The organism is Gemmatimonadota bacterium, from assembly GCA_009838645.1.
GTDB lineage: Bacteria > JAAXHH01 > JAAXHH01 > JAAXHH01 > JAAXHH01 > JAAXHH01.
Genome location: VXRC01000027.1, coordinates 15,115 through 34,299, shown reverse-complemented (window position 1 = coordinate 34,299; position 19,185 = coordinate 15,115). Strand labels below are relative to the sequence as shown.

19 protein-coding genes and 1 pseudogene are annotated in these 19,185 nt (G+C 62.6%); 9 read left to right on the top strand and 11 right to left on the bottom strand.

Annotated elements, in window-relative coordinates:
• Nucleotides 1-36: 36 nt before the first annotated feature.
• Together F4Y38_08055 and rfbA are read left to right on the top strand one after the other, a co-directional pair.
• Nucleotides 37-1,086: an exo-alpha-sialidase gene (locus F4Y38_08055; protein MXY49242.1), complete on the top strand. Its 1,050-nt coding sequence runs from the start codon at nucleotides 37-39 to the stop codon at nucleotides 1,084-1,086.
• A gap of 30 nt (nucleotides 1,087-1,116) precedes the next feature.
• Nucleotides 1,117-2,007: a glucose-1-phosphate thymidylyltransferase RfbA gene (gene rfbA, locus F4Y38_08050; GenBank protein MXY49241.1), complete on the top strand. Its 891-nt coding sequence runs from the start codon at nucleotides 1,117-1,119 to the stop codon at nucleotides 2,005-2,007.
• Nucleotides 2,008-2,069: 62 nt separating this feature from the next.
• On the opposite strand, the gene F4Y38_08045 is transcribed toward rfbA, so the two are convergent.
• The 5 genes from F4Y38_08045 to F4Y38_08025 form a co-directional block, all read right to left on the bottom strand.
• Entirely contained in the window at nucleotides 2,070-2,654 is a 585-nt protein-coding gene (locus F4Y38_08045) for a pentapeptide repeat-containing protein (GenBank protein ID MXY49240.1), read from the bottom strand.
• A gap of 9 nt (nucleotides 2,655-2,663) precedes the next feature.
• Nucleotides 2,664-3,509, bottom strand: coding sequence for a fumarylacetoacetate hydrolase family protein (locus tag F4Y38_08040; protein ID MXY49239.1), 846 nt, complete (start codon nucleotides 3,507-3,509; stop codon nucleotides 2,664-2,666).
• Between the two features lie 19 nt (nucleotides 3,510-3,528).
• A complete protein-coding gene (locus F4Y38_08035; protein ID MXY49238.1) occupies nucleotides 3,529-4,602 on the bottom strand; it encodes a D-glycerate dehydrogenase in 1,074 nt (357 codons plus the stop codon).
• A complete protein-coding gene (locus F4Y38_08030) occupies nucleotides 4,514-5,125 on the bottom strand; it encodes a nucleotidyltransferase family protein (GenBank protein MXY49237.1) in 612 nt (203 codons plus the stop codon). Before F4Y38_08030 ends, F4Y38_08035 begins: the two co-directional genes overlap by 89 nt.
• Before the next feature lie 64 nt (nucleotides 5,126-5,189).
• The gene (locus F4Y38_08025; GenBank protein ID MXY49236.1) at nucleotides 5,190-5,480 is read right to left on the bottom strand and encodes a hypothetical protein; all 291 of its coding nucleotides are present in this window, start codon (nucleotides 5,478-5,480) and stop codon (nucleotides 5,190-5,192) included.
• A gap of 329 nt (nucleotides 5,481-5,809) precedes the next feature.
• Between F4Y38_08025 and F4Y38_08020 the strand changes: the two genes are divergently transcribed.
• The 4 genes from F4Y38_08020 to F4Y38_08005 are packed head-to-tail and all read left to right on the top strand — an operon-like array spanning nucleotide 5,810 to nucleotide 8,877.
• Nucleotides 5,810-7,147 carry a 2-oxo acid dehydrogenase subunit E2 gene (locus F4Y38_08020; GenBank protein MXY49235.1) on the top strand — a complete coding sequence of 446 codons (1,338 nt, stop codon included), beginning with the start codon at nucleotides 5,810-5,812 and terminating at the stop codon, nucleotides 7,145-7,147.
• 49 nt (nucleotides 7,148-7,196) lie between these two features.
• A complete protein-coding gene (gene nthA, locus F4Y38_08015) occupies nucleotides 7,197-7,832 on the top strand; it encodes a nitrile hydratase subunit alpha (GenBank protein ID MXY49234.1) in 636 nt (211 codons plus the stop codon).
• On the top strand, nucleotides 7,829-8,500 hold the full coding sequence (gene nthB, locus F4Y38_08010) for a nitrile hydratase subunit beta (GenBank protein MXY49233.1): 672 nt from the start codon (nucleotides 7,829-7,831) through the stop codon (nucleotides 8,498-8,500). The genes nthA and nthB overlap by 4 nt, the downstream gene beginning before the upstream one ends.
• Nucleotides 8,497-8,877, top strand: coding sequence for a nitrile hydratase accessory protein (locus tag F4Y38_08005; protein MXY49232.1), 381 nt, complete (start codon nucleotides 8,497-8,499; stop codon nucleotides 8,875-8,877). The genes nthB and F4Y38_08005 overlap by 4 nt, the downstream gene beginning before the upstream one ends.
• 113 nt (nucleotides 8,878-8,990) lie before the next feature.
• Here F4Y38_08005 and F4Y38_08000 read toward each other — a convergent pair.
• A pseudogene (locus tag F4Y38_08000) lies at nucleotides 8,991-9,071 on the bottom strand (collagen-like protein).
• A 1,481-nt stretch (nucleotides 9,072-10,552) separates the two neighbouring features.
• On the opposite strand from F4Y38_08000, the gene F4Y38_07995 reads away from it, so the two are divergent.
• The 3 genes from F4Y38_07995 to F4Y38_07985 all read left to right on the top strand — a co-directional run bounded on the left by F4Y38_07995 (nucleotide 10,553) and on the right by F4Y38_07985 (nucleotide 13,615).
• Nucleotides 10,553-10,852: a hypothetical protein gene (locus F4Y38_07995; protein ID MXY49231.1), complete on the top strand. Its 300-nt coding sequence runs from the start codon at nucleotides 10,553-10,555 to the stop codon at nucleotides 10,850-10,852.
• A gap of 21 nt (nucleotides 10,853-10,873) precedes the next feature.
• On the top strand, nucleotides 10,874-11,956 hold the full coding sequence (locus F4Y38_07990) for a Gfo/Idh/MocA family oxidoreductase (GenBank protein MXY49230.1): 1,083 nt from the start codon (nucleotides 10,874-10,876) through the stop codon (nucleotides 11,954-11,956).
• 120 nt (nucleotides 11,957-12,076) lie between these two features.
• Entirely contained in the window at nucleotides 12,077-13,615 is a 1,539-nt protein-coding gene (locus F4Y38_07985) for a Fic family protein (GenBank protein ID MXY49229.1), read from the top strand.
• Nucleotides 13,616-13,639: 24 nt separating this feature from the next.
• Here F4Y38_07985 and F4Y38_07980 read toward each other — a convergent pair whose 3' ends face one another.
• The 5 genes from F4Y38_07980 to F4Y38_07960 all read right to left on the bottom strand — a co-directional run bounded on the left by F4Y38_07980 (nucleotide 13,640) and on the right by F4Y38_07960 (nucleotide 19,171).
• Nucleotides 13,640-14,002: a chromosome partitioning protein ParB gene (locus tag F4Y38_07980; GenBank protein ID MXY49228.1), complete on the bottom strand. Its 363-nt coding sequence runs from the start codon at nucleotides 14,000-14,002 to the stop codon at nucleotides 13,640-13,642.
• Nucleotides 14,003-14,017: 15 nt separating this feature from the next.
• On the bottom strand, nucleotides 14,018-14,428 hold the full coding sequence (locus tag F4Y38_07975; GenBank protein ID MXY49227.1) for an ankyrin repeat domain-containing protein: 411 nt from the start codon (nucleotides 14,426-14,428) through the stop codon (nucleotides 14,018-14,020).
• Between the two features lie 102 nt (nucleotides 14,429-14,530).
• A complete protein-coding gene (locus tag F4Y38_07970) occupies nucleotides 14,531-15,298 on the bottom strand; it encodes a methyltransferase domain-containing protein (protein MXY49226.1) in 768 nt (255 codons plus the stop codon).
• 94 nt (nucleotides 15,299-15,392) lie between these two features.
• Nucleotides 15,393-17,786, bottom strand: a complete 2,394-nt coding sequence (locus F4Y38_07965) for an FtsX-like permease family protein (GenBank protein ID MXY49225.1) — start codon at nucleotides 17,784-17,786, stop codon at nucleotides 15,393-15,395.
• Nucleotides 17,783-19,171, bottom strand: a complete 1,389-nt coding sequence (locus F4Y38_07960) for an NAD(P)/FAD-dependent oxidoreductase (GenBank protein MXY49224.1) — start codon at nucleotides 19,169-19,171, stop codon at nucleotides 17,783-17,785. Before F4Y38_07960 ends, F4Y38_07965 begins: the two co-directional genes overlap by 4 nt.
• Nucleotides 19,172-19,185: the final 14 nt, after the last annotated feature.

Below are 19,185 nucleotides of genomic sequence, written 5' to 3'. Positions count from 1 at the left end.
GAATCGACGCAAATCGACGCAAACCGGGAGCATCGCATGATCGGCACCTGTGAACAGTCCGTCCTGTGGACCAGTGGCACAGATGGTTACGATACCTACCGCATTCCCGCAATCATCGTGACGAAGCGGGGAACGGTCCTCGCCTTCTGCGAAGGCCGGAGGAACAGCCGGAGCGATACGGGCGACATTGATATGCTGGTGAAGCGCAGCGCGGACGGCGGGCGCACTTGGTCGGACCAGAAGGTGGTATGGGGGGACGCGGGGAACACCTGCGGCAATCCCTGTCCCCTGGTCGACCGTGAGACCGGGACGGTCTGGCTGCCGATGACCCACAACCGGGGCATCGACCACGAACCCCGGATCATCGACGGGACGAGCGAGGGCACGCGGACCGTGTGGGTCACGGCGAGCGAGGACGACGGCCGCACGTGGCGCGAGCCGCGGGACATCACCGCCACCGCCAAGCGACCGGACTGGACCTGGTACGCCACCGGACCGGGCAACGGCATCCAGCTTTCTTCGGGCCGGCTTTTGATTCCCTGCGATCATATCGAGGCCGGCACGAAGCGCTACTACTCCCATGTCGTCTACAGCGACGACCACGGGGAAACCTGGGCACTGGGCGGTTCCACTCTGGTCGACCAGGTCAACGAATGCTGCGTCGTCGAGCTGGAGAACGGAGACATGCTGCTCAACACACGGAATTACGACCGGACCCGGCGCACCCGGCAGGTCACCGTCAGCAGCGACGGCGGGATGACCTGGCGGGACCAGCGCCACGTCGAAACCCTGATCGAACCGATCTGCCAGGCAGCCCTCGTCCGGTATCCCGACAAGGGCGACCGGCTGCTATTCTCGAACCCGGCCAGCAGGGAGGAGCGGCGCAACCTGACCGTGCGTCTCTCCGGCAACGGCGGCAGATCCTGGCTCCACGAGCGGGTGCTGCATCCGGGACCGGCCGCCTATTCATCCCTGGCCGTGCTTCCGGACGGGACCGCCGCCTGCCTGTACGAGCGCGGGGAAGACCATCCCTACGAGACGATCACGCTGGCCCGGTTCGACCTGGAGTGGATGATGGATGGTTGAATGCACACAACCGATAACCGGAGACCGTACATGAAGGGCATCATCCTCGCGGGCGGCCACGGGTTGCGGCTCTACCCGCAGACCCTGGCCATATCCAAGCAGATCATCCCCATCTTCGACAAGCCGATGATCTATTACCCGCTGTCCGTCCTCATGATGGCGGGCATCCGGGACATCCTGGTCATCTCATCCCCCGAACACATCGACCTGTACCGGCGGCTGTTCGGTGACGGGAGCGCACTTGGCATGCGTTTCGACTATGCCGTGCAACCCGCGCCGGAGGGGGTGGCGCAGGCCTTCCTGATCGGTGAGTCGTTTATCGGGAATGATCCCTGCGCGCTGATTTTCGGCGACAACTTCTTCTACGGAAGCAGCCTGCCGGAACTGGTCGAGCGCGCCGCGCAGCACAGGGAAGGAGGACTCGTCTTCGCCTGCTACGTCAAGGAGCCCGAACGGTACGGCGTGGTCGAATTCGACGAGCGTCAACGGGCCGTCAATATCGAGGAGAAGCCCCGCCATCCCCGGTCCAACTACGCCGTTACGGGCATGTACTTCTACGACAACGAAGTCGTGTCCATCGCGAAGACCCTGCGCCCATCGGGACGCGGTGAGCTCGAGATCACCGACGTGAACAACATCTATCTGCGCAGGGGCATGCTGAAGGTGGAACGCTTCGACGAAGGGATCTTCTGGATGGATACCGGTACGCCGGAAAGCCTGCTGGAGGCGAGCAATTTTGTCCAGGCCGTCGAGCACCGGCAGGGGCTGAAGATCGGATGCGTGGAGGAGATCGCCTACCGAAAGGGCTTCATCGACCGGGACCAGGTGCTGAGGATCGGCAACCTGGTGGAAGACAACCCGTACTGCGAGTACCTGAGGCGGTTATGCGGTACGGACAGTCCTGGCGGTCCGGCCGAGTAGGGGGCCGGGCAGCCCGCGCCTGATCGTCCCGAGCGACCCGCGCCCGTCCCGAGCAGTCCCGGCTACTCTGCCTGGACCGTCTGTCGCTTCAGCCGGACGCCGGTCAGGACCGCGCCGTCGAGCAGGGCGCTACGCATCTCCGTCTCGTACATGTGGGCATGGGACAAGTTGGCGTTTCGCAGGTCCACCCCCGTCAGGTCCGCCTCCCCGAAGAGACACCAGGTCATATCCGCGCCTTCGAAACACGTGGCCGCGGCGAAGGGATCGTCGGACTGGAACCTGGGCACGCCGATCCGGGCCGCGCGCAGGTCCGCCTTCCTGAAACTGGCGCCCGACGCGGTCGCGCCGTTGAGAAAGGCGCCGACCATGTGGGCGCCGTCGAACCGGGCTCCCACGATGTGGGCGCCGATCAGCACCGCCCGCTCGAGCTTCGCGCCCGAAAGATCCGCACCGTTCATCTTCGCGTCGCGGAACTCGGATTCGGTCAGATCGGCGTTGGTGAAATCCGTTCCTTCGAGGTTGGCGTCCCTGAAATCGACCCGGGGCAGAATGGCCTCCGACAGATCCAGGCCGCCCAGGTCCACCCCCGTGAGGTCGCCCGTGTCCGCCGCCCGGGCCAGCGCCTGTTCCCTGTTCAGTTTCTCCATGATTTTCCTCTATCGCACGTGGTTCTTCAGCGTGCCGATGCCTTCCACCCAGGTTTCCATGTAGTCGCCGTCCTTGAGCAGGATCTTCGGATCGCGGAACACGCCCACGCCCGCGGGCGTACCGGTCGAGATCACGTCGCCAGGCAGCAGGGTCATGGCGCTCGATATGCGCGATACCAGCGTGGGCACGTCGAAGATGAGGTTGTCCGTGTTGCTGTCCTGCAGCACCGTCCCGTTCAGCGTCAGTTTCACGGCGAGCGCGTTCGGATCGGGGATCTCGTCCTTCGTCACCAGCCACGGGCCCATGGGACAGAACGTGTCGTAGCTTTTGCCCTGGTGCCACTGCTGCTGCCGGAACTGGATGTCGCGGGCGCTGACGTCGTTGGCCACGGTGTACCCGGCGATGTAGTCGTAGGCGTCCGCTTCGGACACGGCAGTGGCGGTTTTGCCGATGACCACGGCGAGCTCCACCTCGTAGTCCACCTGCTCGCTTTCCGCCGGCAGCACCACGTCGTCGCAGGGACCCACCACGGACGAGGTGGCCTTGGAGAAGAGCAGCGGGTGTTCGGGCAGCGGCACGTTCTGCTCCGTCGCGTGATCGAGGTAGTTGAGCCCGACGCACACGATCTTGGGCGGACGGGGTAGGGGAGACGCCAGCCGCGCGCCTTCCAGGGGCGTCCGCGTACCGGCGCCGCTCTCCACCGCACGGGCGACCGCTCCGACGGCGTCCGCTTCCAGCACGCCCAGCACGGTGCCGGGCAGCGATGCGTCGGCGGACCCCAGATCTACGATCTCGTCGCCGACGACGGCACCAATCCGTTCCTGTCCGCTTTCTCCAAAGGTCACAAGCTTCATATCCGGCTCCTGTATCAGATCATTCAGATGGTGTTGAGGGTTTATATCGCTTCCATTCCGGGTTCACACAGTTCGGCGGGTCCTCCCCGCTGACCATGGCGATCAGGTTGGCCGCGGCCGTGTTGCCCATCTTGATGCGCGTGGCGACCGTCCCGCTGCCGACGTGGGGCAGCAGGACCGCGTTCTCCAGGTCCGCCAGGCCCGGTTCCAGTTCCGGCTCCCGCTCGAAGACGTCGAGTCCGGCGCCGGCGATAGCGCCTTCGCGCAGTGCCCGTACCAGGGCCTTCTCGTCGACCACGGGTCCGCGGGTCGTATTGATGAGGTAGGCCGTGGGCTTCATCAGGTCCAGTTCGCGTTCGCCGATGAGGTGGGTAGTCTCGGACGTGAGCGGCACGTGCAGCGACACGAAATCCGATTCCCGGAGCAGGTCGTCCAGCGGGAGATACCTTGCGCCCGTGCATTCGATGGTCGCGTTGCGCCTGCGGCTCGTATAGACGACGGGCATGGAAAAACCGGCCGCTCGCCGGGCCGTTGCCGTGCCGATGCGTCCCCCGCCGATGATGCCCAGCGTCTTGCCCGTGACATCGCTGCCCAGCATCAGCAGGGGACCCCATCCCACAAAGCGTCCCTCCCGCACAAACCGGTCGCCTTCCGCGACCCGGCGGGCCGTGGCGAATATCAGGGCCCAGGCGACATCGGCGGTCGTGTCGGTCAGCACGCCCGGCGTGTTGGACACCGGAATGCCGCGCCGCGTGCAGGCGTCCACGTCGACGTTGTTGTACCCGACCGCGTACATGGCTATGCCCTTCAGGCCCGGAGCGATGTCCAGGACCTCGTCGTCAATGTCCTCGGTCAGCAGGCAGAGCAGCCCATCGCGCCCACGGACCGCCTCGAGGAATTCCCCGCGGGTCATCGCCCGGTCATGGGGGTTGACGTCCACCACGCCGCAGGCCGCATCCAGCATCCGGATGGATTCGTCGGGAATGCGCCGGGTAACGAGTACGTTAGCACTCACCGGATTCGGAATCCTCTTTCCATCTTCGCAGAGCCTCTTCGTAATCGCTTCGGTAGTCCAGGTCGACGAGTACCGCATCCGTGTCCACCGGTACCGTGCGGACGCTGCCTGAGTGCCGGTCGCGAAGCGCCTTCAATCCGCCCGGCATGGATTCGAACAGGATTTCCTCGCGGTACGCGGGCGACAGGATCATGGGATGTCCCCGCTTCCCGTCGTGCACAGGGAGTACCATGCCCTCAGGTCGCCCCTCGTATTCGTCGAACAAACGGTTCACGATCCCGGTCGTGACCAGGGGCTGATCGCCGAGGGCGATCATGATGGCCTGATCGGGTTCGATGTACGCCAGGCCGCATCGGATCGACGAGACCATGTCGCCTTCCGGGTCCGGGTTGTACGCGAGGCGGACCGGCAGCCCCGAGATCCGCTTTACGATGTCCATGGCGCGGTCGCCCAGCACGACGACTACGTCCTTTCCCAGGCGCGAACGCGTCAGCGTGCGGACCACGTGTTCGATCAGCGTGACGCCGCCGAAGGGCAGCAGCTGTTTCGGCGTCCCCATGCGCTCGGACCGGCCGGCGGCGAGAACGAGACCCGTAATCATCGGGTCTGCGGGACCGTCGCCCGCGGCCCGCTATTCAGAGAATGCTTGACCCGCGACCCGTTCATCAATCGTCCGCGTGTGCGGCGTCTATGAAATACACCTTGTCGCGATCGTACCATTGCTGGTCCTCTTCCCGGAACCAGGTGTAGACGGTCTTCCCGTCGGGGCTGGCCGTGATGAAACGCTGTCCCATATTCGTGATCGTGGATCCCATGACGATGTTCTTGGCCATGACCGGCCGGGGATTCAACGGCGTGGACACGCTGGACAGTTCATCCTTGAATACATTTGCCAGCAGGCCGACGGCGATCAGCGTCAACACCACTTTCGTGTATCGATCGACTTTGATTTCCATGTGGCTTGGATCCTCCACGCAGGTAGGTGAACAACAGCTGAACAGGGCCTCCGATCAAGGCGTTCCGAGCACCTGTTCATACATTCGTTCCGCGGAGAAGATGCCGTACCTCGGGACGGTTTTCCTCCCACGATTTTCGAATGCAGAATCGGGGTGAATCTATCCCTTTGCGACGGTCCAAGTCAATCAAAAAATGCTTGACGCCAACCACATGGAAGTGTATGCTCTACGCACTTTTGACCGCGTTGTAAGTCAGTTACATACATAGGGTTTAGCACGACGCAAACCGAACTGGTCCGTGTGTTGCAGAATACCCCGGGGAGCCCGTAATGGCCACTGAAATCATCATGCCCGTTCTCGGCATGACCATGGAATCCGGAATCATCGTGGAGTGGATGAAAGAGGAAGGCGATTCCGTCGCGGAAGGCGAGGTGCTCTTCAACGTCGAAACGGACAAGAGCGTGATGGAGGTGGAGGCCAAGGCTTCCGGTACGCTGCTCAAGATTCTGCACGGCCCGGGCGACGACGTGCCCATTCAGCAGGTCATCGGTTACATCGGCGAAGCGGGCGAGGCCATTGCTGAAGCGGTCGACACGAGTGCCCCCGGCGACGGCGACGCGGCAACCAACGGCACAACGGCCGGTACAGCGGCCACCCCAACCGACGGCGCAGCGGACGGCACCACAGGTGGCCAGGATGATGCTGCGGCCGCCGGCGCCGCAACGCCCGGACCATCCGGCCGCGTGAAGATTTCCCCGAAGGCGCGGCGATACGCCCGCGACCTCGGCATCGCCATCGAGCACATCGCGGGGACGGGCCCCGGAGGGCGGATCGTATTCTCAGACGTGGAGGCCTTCGCCGCCCGGACCGCCGCAGCGGCCCCCGCGCCGGCCCCGGCTCCCGCGCCGGCCCCGGCTCCCGCCCCGGCCCCCGGACGCGGTGCCGGCCCGGGTTCGAAACGCGTCCAGCGCCGCGCCCCGCTCAGCGGACTGCGCAAGGTCGCCGCGACGCGACTGGCCGAAAGCGCGTCGACCGTTCCCCACTTCTACCTCACCATGGACGTGGACATGTCCCGCCTAACCGGGCTTCGCGAACAACTTATCGCCTATGGTGAGAAGCGCGGCCTGGCCAGGGTTTCCGTGAACGACCTGATCATCAAGGCCGCCGGCATCGCCTTGCGGTCCTTTCCGGCCGTCAACGCCTCCCTCGAGGGCGGGGAGGTCGTGGAATACGCCGACGTGAACGTGGGCTTCGCCGTCGCCCTCGATGACGGACTGGTCGTGCCCGTGGTGGCAGCCGCCGATCAGAAATCGGTCTTCGACATCGCCGCGACGACCCGGTATCTGGGCGAGAAGGCCCGCGGAAAGGGCCTGGGTCCCGAAGACTACGGCTACGGCACCTTCACCATCTCCAATCTCGGCATGTACGGCGTGGACCAGTTCACCGCCATCATCAACCCGCCGGAAGCGGCCATTCTCGCCGTGGGGCGGGTCAAGGACACCCCGGTCGTGGTGGACGGAAAGGTCGAAATCAAGGCCATGATGTCGATAACCCTGTCCTCCGACCACCGGCTCATCGACGGCGCGGTCGCCGGCCGCTTCCTCTCCCACCTCAGGGAAATCCTCGAGCAGCCGCTCGAACTGCTGATCGGGCAGGACGGCGCGTAAGCCACTTCCGCGGCGAGCGATTGTAAAAGCGATAGTAAAGAAGTACCGCATGCCCAACGACCACCGGCACGATCAAGACCACACGGACCCGCCCCCGGATATCGAGTTGCGCGTGAAATCGCTCGAATCGCTGCTTGTGGAGAAAGGCCTCGTCGATCCGGAAGCGCTGGACGCACTCATCGACCTGTACCAGGACAAGATCGGCCCGGCGAACGGGAAACACGTCGTGGCGCGTGCATGGACGGATGAAGCGTTCAAACGCCGGCTGCTTGACGATCCGAATGCCGCCATCGCATCGATGGGCTACGTAGGGGCGCAGGGCGAGCAGATGCGTGTCGTGGAGAACACGGACGACGTGCAAAACCTCGTGGTCTGTACGCTCTGCTCCTGCTACCCGTGGCCGCTCCTCGGCCTGCCCCCCGTCTGGTACAAGTCGGCGCCCTACAGAGCAAAGGCCGTCGTGGATCCGCGCGGCGTGATGGCACAGTTCGGTACGGAGGTTGCCGAGCGGAAAGAGGTGCGCGTGTGGGATTCCACTTCCGAAATGCGCTACCTCGTGCTGCCGCAGCGTCCCGAAGGCACGGAGGGATGGAGTGAGGAAGAACTCATGGAACTCGTAACCCGCAACGCCATGATCGGGGTCGAAGAGGCGCGCCGTCCGGAATCGGAGGTCCGCAAAGCATGAGCGGTGTACACGATATGGGCGGGATGCGGGGGTTCGGGCCGGTGCGGCCGGAACCGGAGTCCGAGGAGCCGGTCTTCCACGAAGAATGGGAGGGCCGGGTGTACGGAATCGTCCGGCTCATAGGACTTCTGGGACTGTGGAACATCGACATGTCACGCCACAACAGGGAACAGTTGCCTCCCGCCGACTATCTCGCCAACTCCTACTATGAGAATTGGTTCGCGGGGATCAGGCAGCAACTGGTCAGGTCCGGTCTCGTTTCGAAGGAGGAACTGCGGACGGGCAGGGCAACGGCCCCCGTACCGGAGCACATCATGGAGAAGGTTGCGCATGCCGAACAGGTGCGTGCGGCCCCTTACATGACTACGAGCTACGCCCGGCCTGCGTCCTCATCGCCCCGGTTCTCTCCGGGTGACCGTGTGCACGCGATCAATTGCTATCCAACCGGGCACACCCGGGTACCGGACTATGTTCGAGGCCACACGGGGATCGTGCTTGAGCACTACGGATCGCAGGTGTATCCGGACCTGAGCGCCCAGGGCGTGGAAGAGGGTAGGCACCTCTACAACGTACGCTTCGAGAGCCGTGATTTGTGGGGGGAATCGGCCAACGCGAACAGCGCCGTATACGTCGACCTCTGGGAGACGTACCTGGAGCCTGCACCATGACCGACCCGCAACTGTCCGGCGGTACGAATGGGCCGGGGGACATCCCGATGGGGGACATCCCGATGGGGGACGATGGCTCGCCGGTGTTCGCCGCGCCATGGGAGGCATCGGCGTTTGCGATCACGGTGCGGCTCTCCGCCCAGGGTTTCTTCACGTGGGACGAGTGGACCGCCACGCTGAGCGAGGAGATACGCGCGGCACAGCGTGAGGGCGATCCCGACCTGGGTGATACCTATTACAAGCACTGGCTCCGGGCCCTTGAGCGCCTCTGCAGAGAGCGCGGGCTCGTGTCGCAGGAGGAGGCGTCGGACCGCAAGGACGCGTGGCAAAGGGCGTATCTCAACACCCCGCACGGAAAACCGGTCGAACTGATATGACGGTACTGCGCTGCACCGGACCACGGAATGAACCCTCACCGCCTCATGCGGGAGGTAGCGGATTGTGATTCGAGTTATAGCGGTATGCTGCATGGCCAGTCTGTGCTGGAACACGCAGGCCGCGCAGGACCCGCGGACCACACAGGTCCCGCAGGCCGCAGGGGCCGTACAGGGCCAGGCCGCGCAGGCCCAGGCGGACTCGCCGGAAGCGCTGCTCAACGCGTACTATGATCTCTGGCACCTGTTGGAACGTCAGCCGACCTCCGAAGAAGTCGACGCCCGGTCGCCCTATTCCGCCGGCAGATACCTGGAGGAATGGGACAACTGGGAGAACGTGCGCCTGGCGTTGGCGGAATACCTGTACCAGCAGGCCGTGTTTGCGGCGTTGCGGGAGGATGGGGAGACCGCCGCAGAATACTACCGGAAATGCCTCGAAATAGATCCGGACCACCCACAGGCGAGCGCGGCCTACGGCATAGACCTGGACGAAGCCGCCCGGAAACGGGATGAGTTCACGCAGGAAAAGGCCGGACCCGCAGGGGAATCCTCCTTCCTTACGTTCCTGGCATTTCTTGAGCGGGGTGATGAGCAGGCAGCCCGCAACAACTACCTGCTGGCCCAAAGCCAAAAAGCGGCCTACGTCGCGTCGGAGATCGCAAAGCTGCAGGCGATTTACGATAGTGCGGTTGAACTCTTCAACCAGGGAACATACGGTGAAGCAGCAGACCTGTTCATGATGTTGATCGAGATAAGGCCGAACCAGATCGGTTACGAGGAATTCTACCGTCCGAACGCCGGCAGCATCCGGCAGTACCTGGCCGACGCCATATACCGGAACGAAACAGAACGGTCCGCCCGGTTCGTTACCCGTTCGAAGGACGCGCGATTGGCGGTGTGGTATACCGGAAACTGGATGGCACAGTTCGGCGAACTGGGCCTGGAGGCCACGAGACTGGCGCCAACCGGTGCCAACCAGGCCCGCGTGCCGCTGCCGAATCTCAAGATGGCGGCCAGGTCCTATCTGGGCGGCGACCTGGGCGTTTCGGTCCGTATAACGGGTTTACTCTGGGTGGGCGCCAGTTGGTCGCAGTTCATGGTTACGCCCCATGCCGAATTCACGTTGAACAACCTGGACCACACCCCCAGGGTATCGGGTGCGCACATTTCGGCACTGTCCTTCTTTGCAGAAACCTCCACCATGGTCTCGCGGACAACCCGAATGTATCTGCAGGCCGGGGCGGGTCGCTATAACGCGAGTTTCCCGAGCGTCCTCCTGGGAAACATCGAACGCCCGCCGAGGTTAATGGCCCACAGGAGCACGTCGATCGGAGGGTTCGTCGGCGGGGGATGCGACGTATGGTTTTTCGCCAACGATACCGGGCTTCTTGGCGTTCGACTGGATTTGAAGTACCATCGCATGAGCGGCGACGACCAGGATTCGAATCGTTCGATCACACTAAGCGGGCTTCGGCTTGGCGCAGGTATGACGTTTTCCCTGTAGCGGACTTCGGTGGATCGAAATAGTCACTATACGCGCCCGTGCCAGAACCTGTGTTCCATCCAGGTCACGCAACCCATCCAGGTCAGGAGAAGTTCAGTTACGAGGTTTGGTGAGACGACGCACACTAATCCATTAAGCGGAGTGCTCATTCAACCTCAATGAAAGGACCTGACCATGGAAACCATCGGCATATTCATTCAGGGAACCACGGCCGTCGGCGTCCTCGTCGTGGCGATACTGACCTTCCTGGGGCGTTCGACGAATGTACTGCGGGAGGACATCGGGATTTTGCGGGAGGATATCAAAGGACTACGGACCGAAATGAACATCAAGTTTTCAGAGGTTCGGACCGAAATACACGATATAAACACCCGCCTGGATCGGGTGAACACCCGCATGGATGGGGTGAATACCCGCCTGGGTCGGGTTGAGGGTCATCTTCGGATTTCCGACGACCATCAGGTGGACCGCTGATTACGTTATGGGAGAACCCCGTTGACGGACTCCGGAGACGAAGCCTTTCAAACCGTGCGAGCCACCGCACCGGAGCATACCTATCGCGGCGCCGTGGTCGGTTGCGGGAGGATGGGCAGCACCATCGACGACGAGCACGTCGGTCAGCCCCACTACCCGTGGCCATGGGCGCACGCACCGGCCATGATCGAAGCCCGGGGGATCGATCTCGTGGCCGCCGCGGATGAAGACCCCGCCAAGCTCGCGGATTTCAGGCGGCGCTGGGAATGTGCGGCCCTGTACACCGACTACCGCGAGATGGTTGAGAAGGAAGCGATCGACGTGGTCTGCCTGACCACCCGGCCCAAGCCGCGCGCGGAGATCACGTTGGGACTGGCCGAACTGGGCGTGAAGGCCATCTTCGCCACGAAGCCCATGTGCCGCACGCTGGCCGAGGCCGATGCCATGATCGAAGCCTGCGCGAGGCACGGCGTCATCCTCGCCATGGCCTGCCATCTCAACTGGTACGGCTACTATACGACGGCACGCAGGCTCATCGCCGAAGGCGCCATCGGTCCCCTGAAGACCATGGTCTGCCACAGCCCGTCGACGCTGTCCAACATCCAAAGCCACACCCTGGCCCTGCTGCGGCTCTTCGCCGGTGCCCCCGCGCAGTGGGTCGTCGGCCTGATCGACACGGACGAGCAGGCGCGAACCAATGCCGATATCCCGGGATCGGGGATCGTCGTGTACGAAAACGGGATTCGCACGATCCTGAATTCCCGGTCCGAATCGCATGTCTACTCCTGGTCCCTCGAGTTCATCGGCGAAACCGGCCGTATCGTTTCCCGAAACTCCCACGCACAGTTCGAGTTGTGGGCGCCTAATCCAGTAACTGGCGCGCCTGCCCAGACTCACCTGCCCGGGCCCTGGCATCCCCGGAGTTCCATGGTCGATGCGATAGAGGGTGTCTGCCGATCCATTGAAGCGGGAAAGGAGACAATTTGCCCGGGCGAGTTCGGCCGCGAAGCCCTCGAAATCGCCATTGCCTTAAGGGAATCCCACCGCCTGGGCAACGTGCGGGTCGATTTGCCGCTTGAAGACCGGGGCCTGCGGATGGGGTAGGTGCCGTGCGAAGCATTAAAGACTTGTAATCTCACAACATTGTTGACTTGTGATTGCACGTCATTATATACTTGTGATTGCACAGCCACTTGATCCTGCAAGAGTCTGCGGTATTCCAGCATGGCCAAACCCAACGAAAAACTCGCCACGTCGCTGGCACAGCTCGAAAAACTCCAGAAGGGAGGAAGACGGGTTTTCCGATCCACCGAACTTACGCGCGTCCACCGCGAACGCCTGCTAAAAAACGGTTACATTCAGGAGGTCATGAAGGACTGGCTGATCTCGTCCAATCCCGATGCTTCTCCGGGTGATACGACTTCGTGGTACGCCTCGTTCTGGGAATTCTGCGTTTCATACTGCACAGCACGATTCGGCGACGCCTGGAATCTTTCCCCCGAACAATCCTTGTTGCTTCATGCTGAACGTACCGCCATCCCTCGGCAGATCATTATCTATACGCCTAAAGGAACCAACAACTCGGTCGAGTTGCTATTCGGTACGTCGCTATACGATCTCAAACAAAAAGACAAACCGGCCGACGAGGACGTCACGACGCGAGACGGGCTTAAGCTCTTTGTACCCGAAGCCGCGCTTGTCAAGGTCACCGAAGCGTTCTTTGTCCGCAACCCGGTTGAAGCTCAGATCGTACTTTCCGGTGTCCGTGATGCGGGCGACGTGCTTGGCCGGCTTCTCGATGGCGGCCATTCAGCAGTGGCCGGTCGGCTTGCCGGTGCCTACCGCAGGATCGGACGGACAGCAATGGCTGACGAGATGCTCAAAGTCATGAAAATCGCCGGTTACGATGTGCGCGAGTCCGACCCGTTTGAGCCAGCCCAGGCTTTCGGTGCGTTAAAGAGGACGCAGGAGCCGATTGCCATGCGACTGCAATCCCTGTGGGAGACTTTTCGGGAGCCGGTAATTGCGACATTTCCGAAGGCTCCTGCACTACCTCAAGGTCCGAGCGCTTATCTATCTTTTGTCGATGGCATCTACCACAACGACGCTTATCACTCTTTGTCGATTGAAGGCTATTTTGTGACCCCGGAACTGATTGAAAGAGTTCGATCGGGAAATTGGGATCCAGACGTAAATGAAGCCGACCGGCAAAGCCGCGATGCGCTTGCCGCGCGTGGTTACTGGCAGGCCTTTCAGCTGGTCCGCGAGGCAGTCGGAGAAGTGATCGACGCTGCCAATCCAGGTGTCTTGGTCCGAGAGGGCCATCGGGACTGGTATCGCGAGTTGTTCCAGCCTTCTGTTGCCGCTGGACTGATCACAGCTTCGGTTCTCGCCGGTTATCGCAACGAAGCCGTGTTTCTCCGTGGATCACGTCATGTACCGCCACGCAGCGAGGCCGTCCGCGACGCCATGCCAACCTTGTTCGACTTGCTTGAGAATGAAACTGTGCCTTCAGTGCGCGTCGTGCTGGGACACTGGCTGTTCGGATACATCCATCCCTATCCCGACGGCAACGGGCGTATGGCACGTTTTGTCATGAATGTCATGTTGGCCTCGGGCGGCTACCCGTGGACGGTCATTCACGTCCAGGATCGCACCGACTACCTTGCCGCGCTCGAAAGCGCGAGCATTGATCAAGACATTGAACCATTTGCACGGTTTTTGGCGGAGCAGGTAACGCGGGCTATGGAGCAGATGGAGTGAATTGGCAGAGGACTGGTTCGAAAACTACAACTCCTCGATCTCATCCGGCTCCGGCATTTCTTCGAACCGCACCGCCTTGACCGTTTTCCTGCCCTCGAGCAGCGCCCGCGCAAGCCGATGACCACCGTCCATCAGTCGCCCGTTGTCGTTTATGATCACCGGGATTCGAGGGTCGGCCTCGTTGATTCGCCGGCAGTGGTCGGCCACCTCTCGTATGTTCGGCGTCCTGCCCTCGCCGAACCAGCAGTCCCGGTCGAGCTCCTCGAAACGTTCGACGTCGGCATCGTATTCCGGCAGATCCTTCGCCAGCTCCCACAGCCGTTCGGTGTACCAGATGTAACGCTTGCCGTCGCGCTCTGTCGAATGGGTTTGGATGGGTCTCCGCATTCGCTATTTCTCCGTTTACTTCGGCTTCTTGTCCAGGGACCTCAGCAGCTTAACGACTTCCGCGGCTTCCTTTCCTCCCTTTCTCGCGTGGGCCATAAGCGAAATCCCGTGGGGACCCGGCTTGTCTTTTTCAGATAGATTGTCGGCGAGAACGGCCTGCACGATGCTCAGCTTCCCCAACATGGCCGCGGCATAGAGGTCGATGCGCGCCCCATGCTGCAGCAGGTATTCCGCGATGTCCCTGCGCCCCATATGCGCGGCCGCCCCGAGCCCGGTTTCCCAGTCGCCGCCGCCCCAGTCCCAGCAGGCATTGACCAGCGCAGGCTCGTTATCCAGCAATGCCTTGACGCTCTCGAAATCGCTATGGGCGTCGTAAACGAATCGATGTACCGTTTCCGAATCTAATGCTGCCTTCTTGGGAGCCATATTCTAGCATCCTTTCTCACGTTGTTGGTATCGTACGACGGACCGTTCACCCGCACAATGTCTACATACCTTGTTTCACTTCACCCCGACTTCACCCCTACCTCACCCCTCCTTCATTGCCGAAAACCGCAACCGTATATAGTCTGCCGTCCATGCGCCGTCCGCATCACACAGGTTTGGCCGCATGGCTTCCCGGACCTCGTCGAGGAATTCCGGGCGATCAACGACCGGCACCCGGGACGTGAAGCTTTCGGCGAAGGTCTCGAGCCAGCCGCCGATATCGCCGGGCAGCGGGGTGGGCCGGGGAATCAGCGCGATATATTGCACGTCGAACCCCTTCCGGACCAGCCGGCGCCGGTACTCTTCGTCGGTGGGGAAATACCAGGGATTGATGCCCTCCTTCCACAGGCCGCGACGTTTCAGCGCCCCGGTAAGCGCTTTGACGATGGTGTCCACGCACCCGTGGCCGCCGCATTCGGCCACGAAACGTCCGCCTGGCTTGAGCGCGCGGCGCACGCCCGCGATCACCTCGTCGGGATGGCCCATCCAGTGCAGGGCGGCGTTGCTGAACACCGCGTCGAATTCACCTTCAAAATCCAGCGCATGCCCATCTGTGACGTGGGCCTCGAGGCCCAGGTTCCGCGCCGCCTCGATCTGCTCCGCACTGCTGTCCACGCCGACGACGCTGCAGCCCATATCGACGAGTTTCGCCGTCAGCGCGCCGTCGCCGCATCCCAGGTCCAGGATGCGTTCACCGGGTTGCGGATCCAGCAACTCGACCACCGGCATGCCCAGGTCGGCGACGAACCGGGCGTTGCGGGCGTAGCGTTCCGGGTCCCAAGACTGCGCAGATTCAATGGGGCCTTCCATCCTGTCCTCCATCATCTCTTCGAACCATTCTTTTCTCTTATGTCGCAGGCAATCTCAGTTCCCCGGGACGGCCGACGCGGTCTACAGGCTCGCGTCACTCACTGCGCAGCACTACCGCGGGATTGGCCAGCACGGCCCTGGTCACGTGATAGCCGATGGTGGCCAACGAAATCAACAGCGCGGCGCCGGCGGAAGCAAAGAAAATCCCCCAGCCCATCTCGATTCGATAGGCGAAGTTCTCCAGCCAGCGCCCCATGATCAGCCAGGCCGCCGGCCAGGCAACGATGTTGGCCACGAGCACGAGAACGACGAATTCGGCGGACAGCATGGCGAGCAGGCGGCGCGCGGAAGCACCCAGCGCCTTTCGAATGCCGACCTCCCGGGTGCGCCGCTCGGCCGTGAACGAGACCAGGGCGACCAGACCCAGGCCGGTCAGGAAAACCGCCACCAGGGCGAACACGCCGAAGAAGTAGCCGATACGCAATTCGTTTCTGTAAAGTTGGTCGATGTCTTCGTCGAGAAACGTATAGGCAAAGGGGAAATCGGGGAAGAAATCCGACCATGCCGCTTCTATGTTATCCAGGGTGCTCCTGATATCCTCCGGCCGGATCCGGACCACCAGGTGAAGGCCGGTGCCGTGAAAGAGCACCAGCGGTTCGATTTCCTGGTGCAGGGTGCGAAAGTGGAAGTCCCGGACCACGCCGACCACCGTGTGCGTGTATCCACTGGCGAACCGGATCTGCTGCCCGACGGCCTCTTCGGGCCTTTCCCAGCCCAGGACGCGCAGCGCCGCCTCGTTGATCACGATGTGCTCCCACTCCGTGTCGTTTCTGAAAGCCCCGCGATGGGACCGGCCCGCGAGCAGTTCCATGCCCATCGTCTCCACGAAGTCCACGGAGGCCTGGAAACCATGGACGGCATGCCTGACGTGGTCCGGGTCCTCTGCACGCTGCATCGTGCCCGTCGACGGCCGGCCGACGGTGCCGAAAAGGCCGGGCAGGGTGATGGCCTGGCTCACACCCTCCACACGGGGGTGCTGCAACAGGGCATCCTTCCACGGCTGGTAGTTTGTCGCCACTTGTTCGACCGTCGGAATCACGATCACCTGGTCCTTTTCGAAGCCCAGATTCTTGTGCTGAATGAAGTTCAACTGGCTGAACAGGATGCCGGTGCCGATGATCAGCGCGGTGGAAATGGCAAATTGAAAAACGACCAGGATCTTTCGGGACCACGCTCCGCCGGGCAGATACGGCCGTCCTTCCTTGAGCCCCGGAATGGCCCGCACGGAGGAAAACACGAGGGCCGGGTATGCGCCCGACAGGAGCCCGATGAGGATCGCGGTGATCGGCAGGGCGAGCCACCACAGGGGGTGCAGCCCATGGGCCGAGGCGATCGGCTGGCCCAACAGTGCGTCGAAATACGGTGCGATGAAATAGACGGCCGCCAGGGCAACCAACAGGGCCATGACGGTCATCAGGACCGATTCCCCCAGGCACTGCCGTATCAACTGTCCCCGGGACGCGCCGAGTACTTTGCGCATGCCGATCTCGCGTGCCCGGTGCACGAACTGTGCGGTGGACAGGTTTACATAATTCACCGAGGCGATGACCAGGATGAACAGCCCGATGGCGATCAGGATGTACACGTAGGCCACATCCGTGTTGGCGCCGTGCTCGTTCTCGAGATGGGAATAAAGGTGGATGTCGGTGACGGGCTGCAGCGTCAATTCGTAACGGTCGAGGTCTTCCAGGTAACTCGCGTCGACGTGTCTCTCCACGAAACCGGGCAGTTTACGCTGGGTCTCCTCCGGTGGATGGCCTTCCGGCAAGACGATGTAGTTGTAGAACAGCGTGGAGAACCAGATCCCCGCAGACCTGTTCCATTCGAACTTGTCGTATGCCGAAGCCAGGGAAATCAGGAAGTCGGCGTGGAAATGGGCGTTTTCCGGGATGTTCTCCATGACGCCGGATACGGTGAGCAGCATGTAGCCGTTGTCGGCAATAATGGTCTTCCCCATGGGATCTTCATCGCCAAAGTATTTTCGGGCGGTGTCTTCGCTGATGACCACCGTGTACGGCGCTTCGAGGGCGTGATCCGGATCGCCTCTCACGAGGGGAAAGGTAAAGACGTCGAACAGTTCATTGTTTACCCAGTACACGCTCTTTTCGTAGTAGATCCGGTCTTCGTGCTTCATGATCCAGGTGCCGATCGTGGGAAGCATCCGGGCGAAGTGCTGGATTTCGGGGAAGTCGGCCTGGAGCATCGGACCCAGTTCACGGGGCGACCGGGCACTGTCGTTGAGCGCTATCCGGTAGATGCGGTCGGCCTTGTCGTGGTAGCGGTCGTAGCTGAGTTCGTAGCGCACGTAAAGGAAGATCAGGATGGCGCATATCATCCCGACGGCCAGACCGAGGACGTTGATGGCCGTGTAACCCCTGTACCGGACCATGTGCCGCAAGGCTATGGCGATGTGGTTCCCTGGCATCATACCTCCCCGTCCGTCCTGGTTTCGTCCCGGGCGGGCACGGTCTTGTCCTTGCGCCCACCGCGCCCGCCGAAACGCCACTCGCGCTCGACGATCAGCCGGGCGCCGCGCCGGAACGTCACGTAGGACCAGGCCCAATGCAGCACGACGAGCAATCGGTTCTTGAAACCCACGAGGAAATAGACGTGAACTACCAGCCACGTGATCCACGCAATCCATCCGGAGAACCTGAGCCTGCCGATTTCCGCGACGGCGCGGCTGCGTCCGATGGTCGCCATCTGGCCCCGGTCGACGAACAGGAAGGCCTCCCGCGGCTTGCCCGCGAGGTCGCGGCATATCGTTTGCGCCACGAACCGGCCCTGCTGGATCGCCACGGGCGCCGTGCCGGGAAGGGGATTGCCGGTCTGGTGGGTGAAACAGGCCTGATCGCCCGCGACAAACACGTTCGGGTGGCCGGGTATGCTCAAGTCTTCATCGACCACCACGCGGCCGCCGCGGTCTAACGTCACGCTTTCACTCCGGTCCGTCTCGACGCCGCTCCCGCGGTTTGTTTGAGCGCGTTCCGGTTGTTGTCCAGGTCGGCCGATCAGGCCCGCGACTTCAACGCCCCGTACACCCGCCGCCCAGAGCACCGTTGAGGACGCAATGCGCTCCGGGCCCGCCTGCACGCCGAGTTCGTCGATGTCCGTCGCCAGGGTGTTCGGCCAGACCTGCACGCCGAGCTTTTCCAGGTCCCGGGCCGCCCGGGCCGCCTGCTGCTCGGAGAACATCGAGAGGATGCGCGGACCGGACTCGATCAGGATGACCCGCGTAAGCCGGGTGTCGATGTTGCGGAAGTCCCGAGCGAGCGTGAACCGGCTCATTTCCCCTATGGCGCCCGCAAGCTCGACGCCGGTGGGCCCGCCGCCGATGACGACGAAGGTCAGCAGTTGACGGCGAGTTTCGGGATCGTTGGTCCGTTCCGCCGTTTCGAAAGCACTTAGCAGGCGCCGGCGAATCTCCGTGGCCTGCGGGATCGTCTTCAGGCTGGGCGCGTTTTCCTCCCAGTCTCCGTGGCCGAAGTAACTCGGCATCGACCCGCAGCAGAGCAGCAGGTAATCGAACTCCAGCCGGCCGAAATCCGCCGATACGGCCCGCGCCTGCAGGTCGACCCCCTCGACCGATCCCTGAAGCACCGAGATGTTTCGGCAGCGGGCGAGCACGCTCCGTATGGGCGTGGCAATGTCGGCGGGCGACAGGCCCGCCATGGCCACCTGGTAGAGCAGCGGCTGGAACAGGTGGTAGTTCTGCCGGTCGACCAGGGTAACGCGGACGTCGCGCAAGCCGCCAAGTTTCTTGGCCGCGTTAAGACCGGCGAAGCCCCCTCCGACGATGACGACGTGTTTCATGGGGTGGACCATCC

What these genes read in the sequence shown, in the direction of transcription:
- F4Y38_08055 (MXY49242.1), top strand. Translation starts at nt 37, where the DNA reads ATGATCGGCACCTGTGAACAGTCCGTCCTGTGGACCAGTGGCACAGAT.
- rfbA (MXY49241.1), top strand. Translation starts at nt 1,117, where the DNA reads ATGAAGGGCATCATCCTCGCGGGCGGCCACGGGTTGCGGCTCTACCCG.
- F4Y38_08045 (MXY49240.1), bottom strand. Translation starts at nt 2,654, where the DNA reads ATGGAGAAACTGAACAGGGAACAGGCGCTGGCCCGGGCGGCGGACACG.
- F4Y38_08040 (MXY49239.1), bottom strand. Translation starts at nt 3,509, where the DNA reads ATGAAGCTTGTGACCTTTGGAGAAAGCGGACAGGAACGGATTGGTGCC.
- F4Y38_08035 (MXY49238.1), bottom strand. Translation starts at nt 4,602, where the DNA reads ATGCGGTACTCGTCGACCTGGACTACCGAAGCGATTACGAAGAGGCTC.
- F4Y38_08030 (MXY49237.1), bottom strand. Translation starts at nt 5,125, where the DNA reads ATGATTACGGGTCTCGTTCTCGCCGCCGGCCGGTCCGAGCGCATGGGG.
- F4Y38_08025 (MXY49236.1), bottom strand. Translation starts at nt 5,480, where the DNA reads ATGGAAATCAAAGTCGATCGATACACGAAAGTGGTGTTGACGCTGATC.
- F4Y38_08020 (MXY49235.1), top strand. Translation starts at nt 5,810, where the DNA reads ATGGCCACTGAAATCATCATGCCCGTTCTCGGCATGACCATGGAATCC.
- nthA (MXY49234.1), top strand. Translation starts at nt 7,197, where the DNA reads ATGCCCAACGACCACCGGCACGATCAAGACCACACGGACCCGCCCCCG.
- nthB (MXY49233.1), top strand. Translation starts at nt 7,829, where the DNA reads ATGAGCGGTGTACACGATATGGGCGGGATGCGGGGGTTCGGGCCGGTG.
- F4Y38_08005 (MXY49232.1), top strand. Translation starts at nt 8,497, where the DNA reads ATGACCGACCCGCAACTGTCCGGCGGTACGAATGGGCCGGGGGACATC.
- F4Y38_07995 (MXY49231.1), top strand. Translation starts at nt 10,553, where the DNA reads ATGGAAACCATCGGCATATTCATTCAGGGAACCACGGCCGTCGGCGTC.
- F4Y38_07985 (MXY49229.1), top strand. Translation starts at nt 12,077, where the DNA reads ATGGCCAAACCCAACGAAAAACTCGCCACGTCGCTGGCACAGCTCGAA.
- F4Y38_07980 (MXY49228.1), bottom strand. Translation starts at nt 14,002, where the DNA reads ATGCGGAGACCCATCCAAACCCATTCGACAGAGCGCGACGGCAAGCGT.
- F4Y38_07975 (MXY49227.1), bottom strand. Translation starts at nt 14,428, where the DNA reads ATGGCTCCCAAGAAGGCAGCATTAGATTCGGAAACGGTACATCGATTC.
- F4Y38_07970 (MXY49226.1), bottom strand. Translation starts at nt 15,298, where the DNA reads ATGGAAGGCCCCATTGAATCTGCGCAGTCTTGGGACCCGGAACGCTAC.
- F4Y38_07965 (MXY49225.1), bottom strand. Translation starts at nt 17,786, where the DNA reads ATGATGCCAGGGAACCACATCGCCATAGCCTTGCGGCACATGGTCCGG.
- F4Y38_07960 (MXY49224.1), bottom strand. Translation starts at nt 19,171, where the DNA reads ATGAAACACGTCGTCATCGTCGGAGGGGGCTTCGCCGGTCTTAACGCG.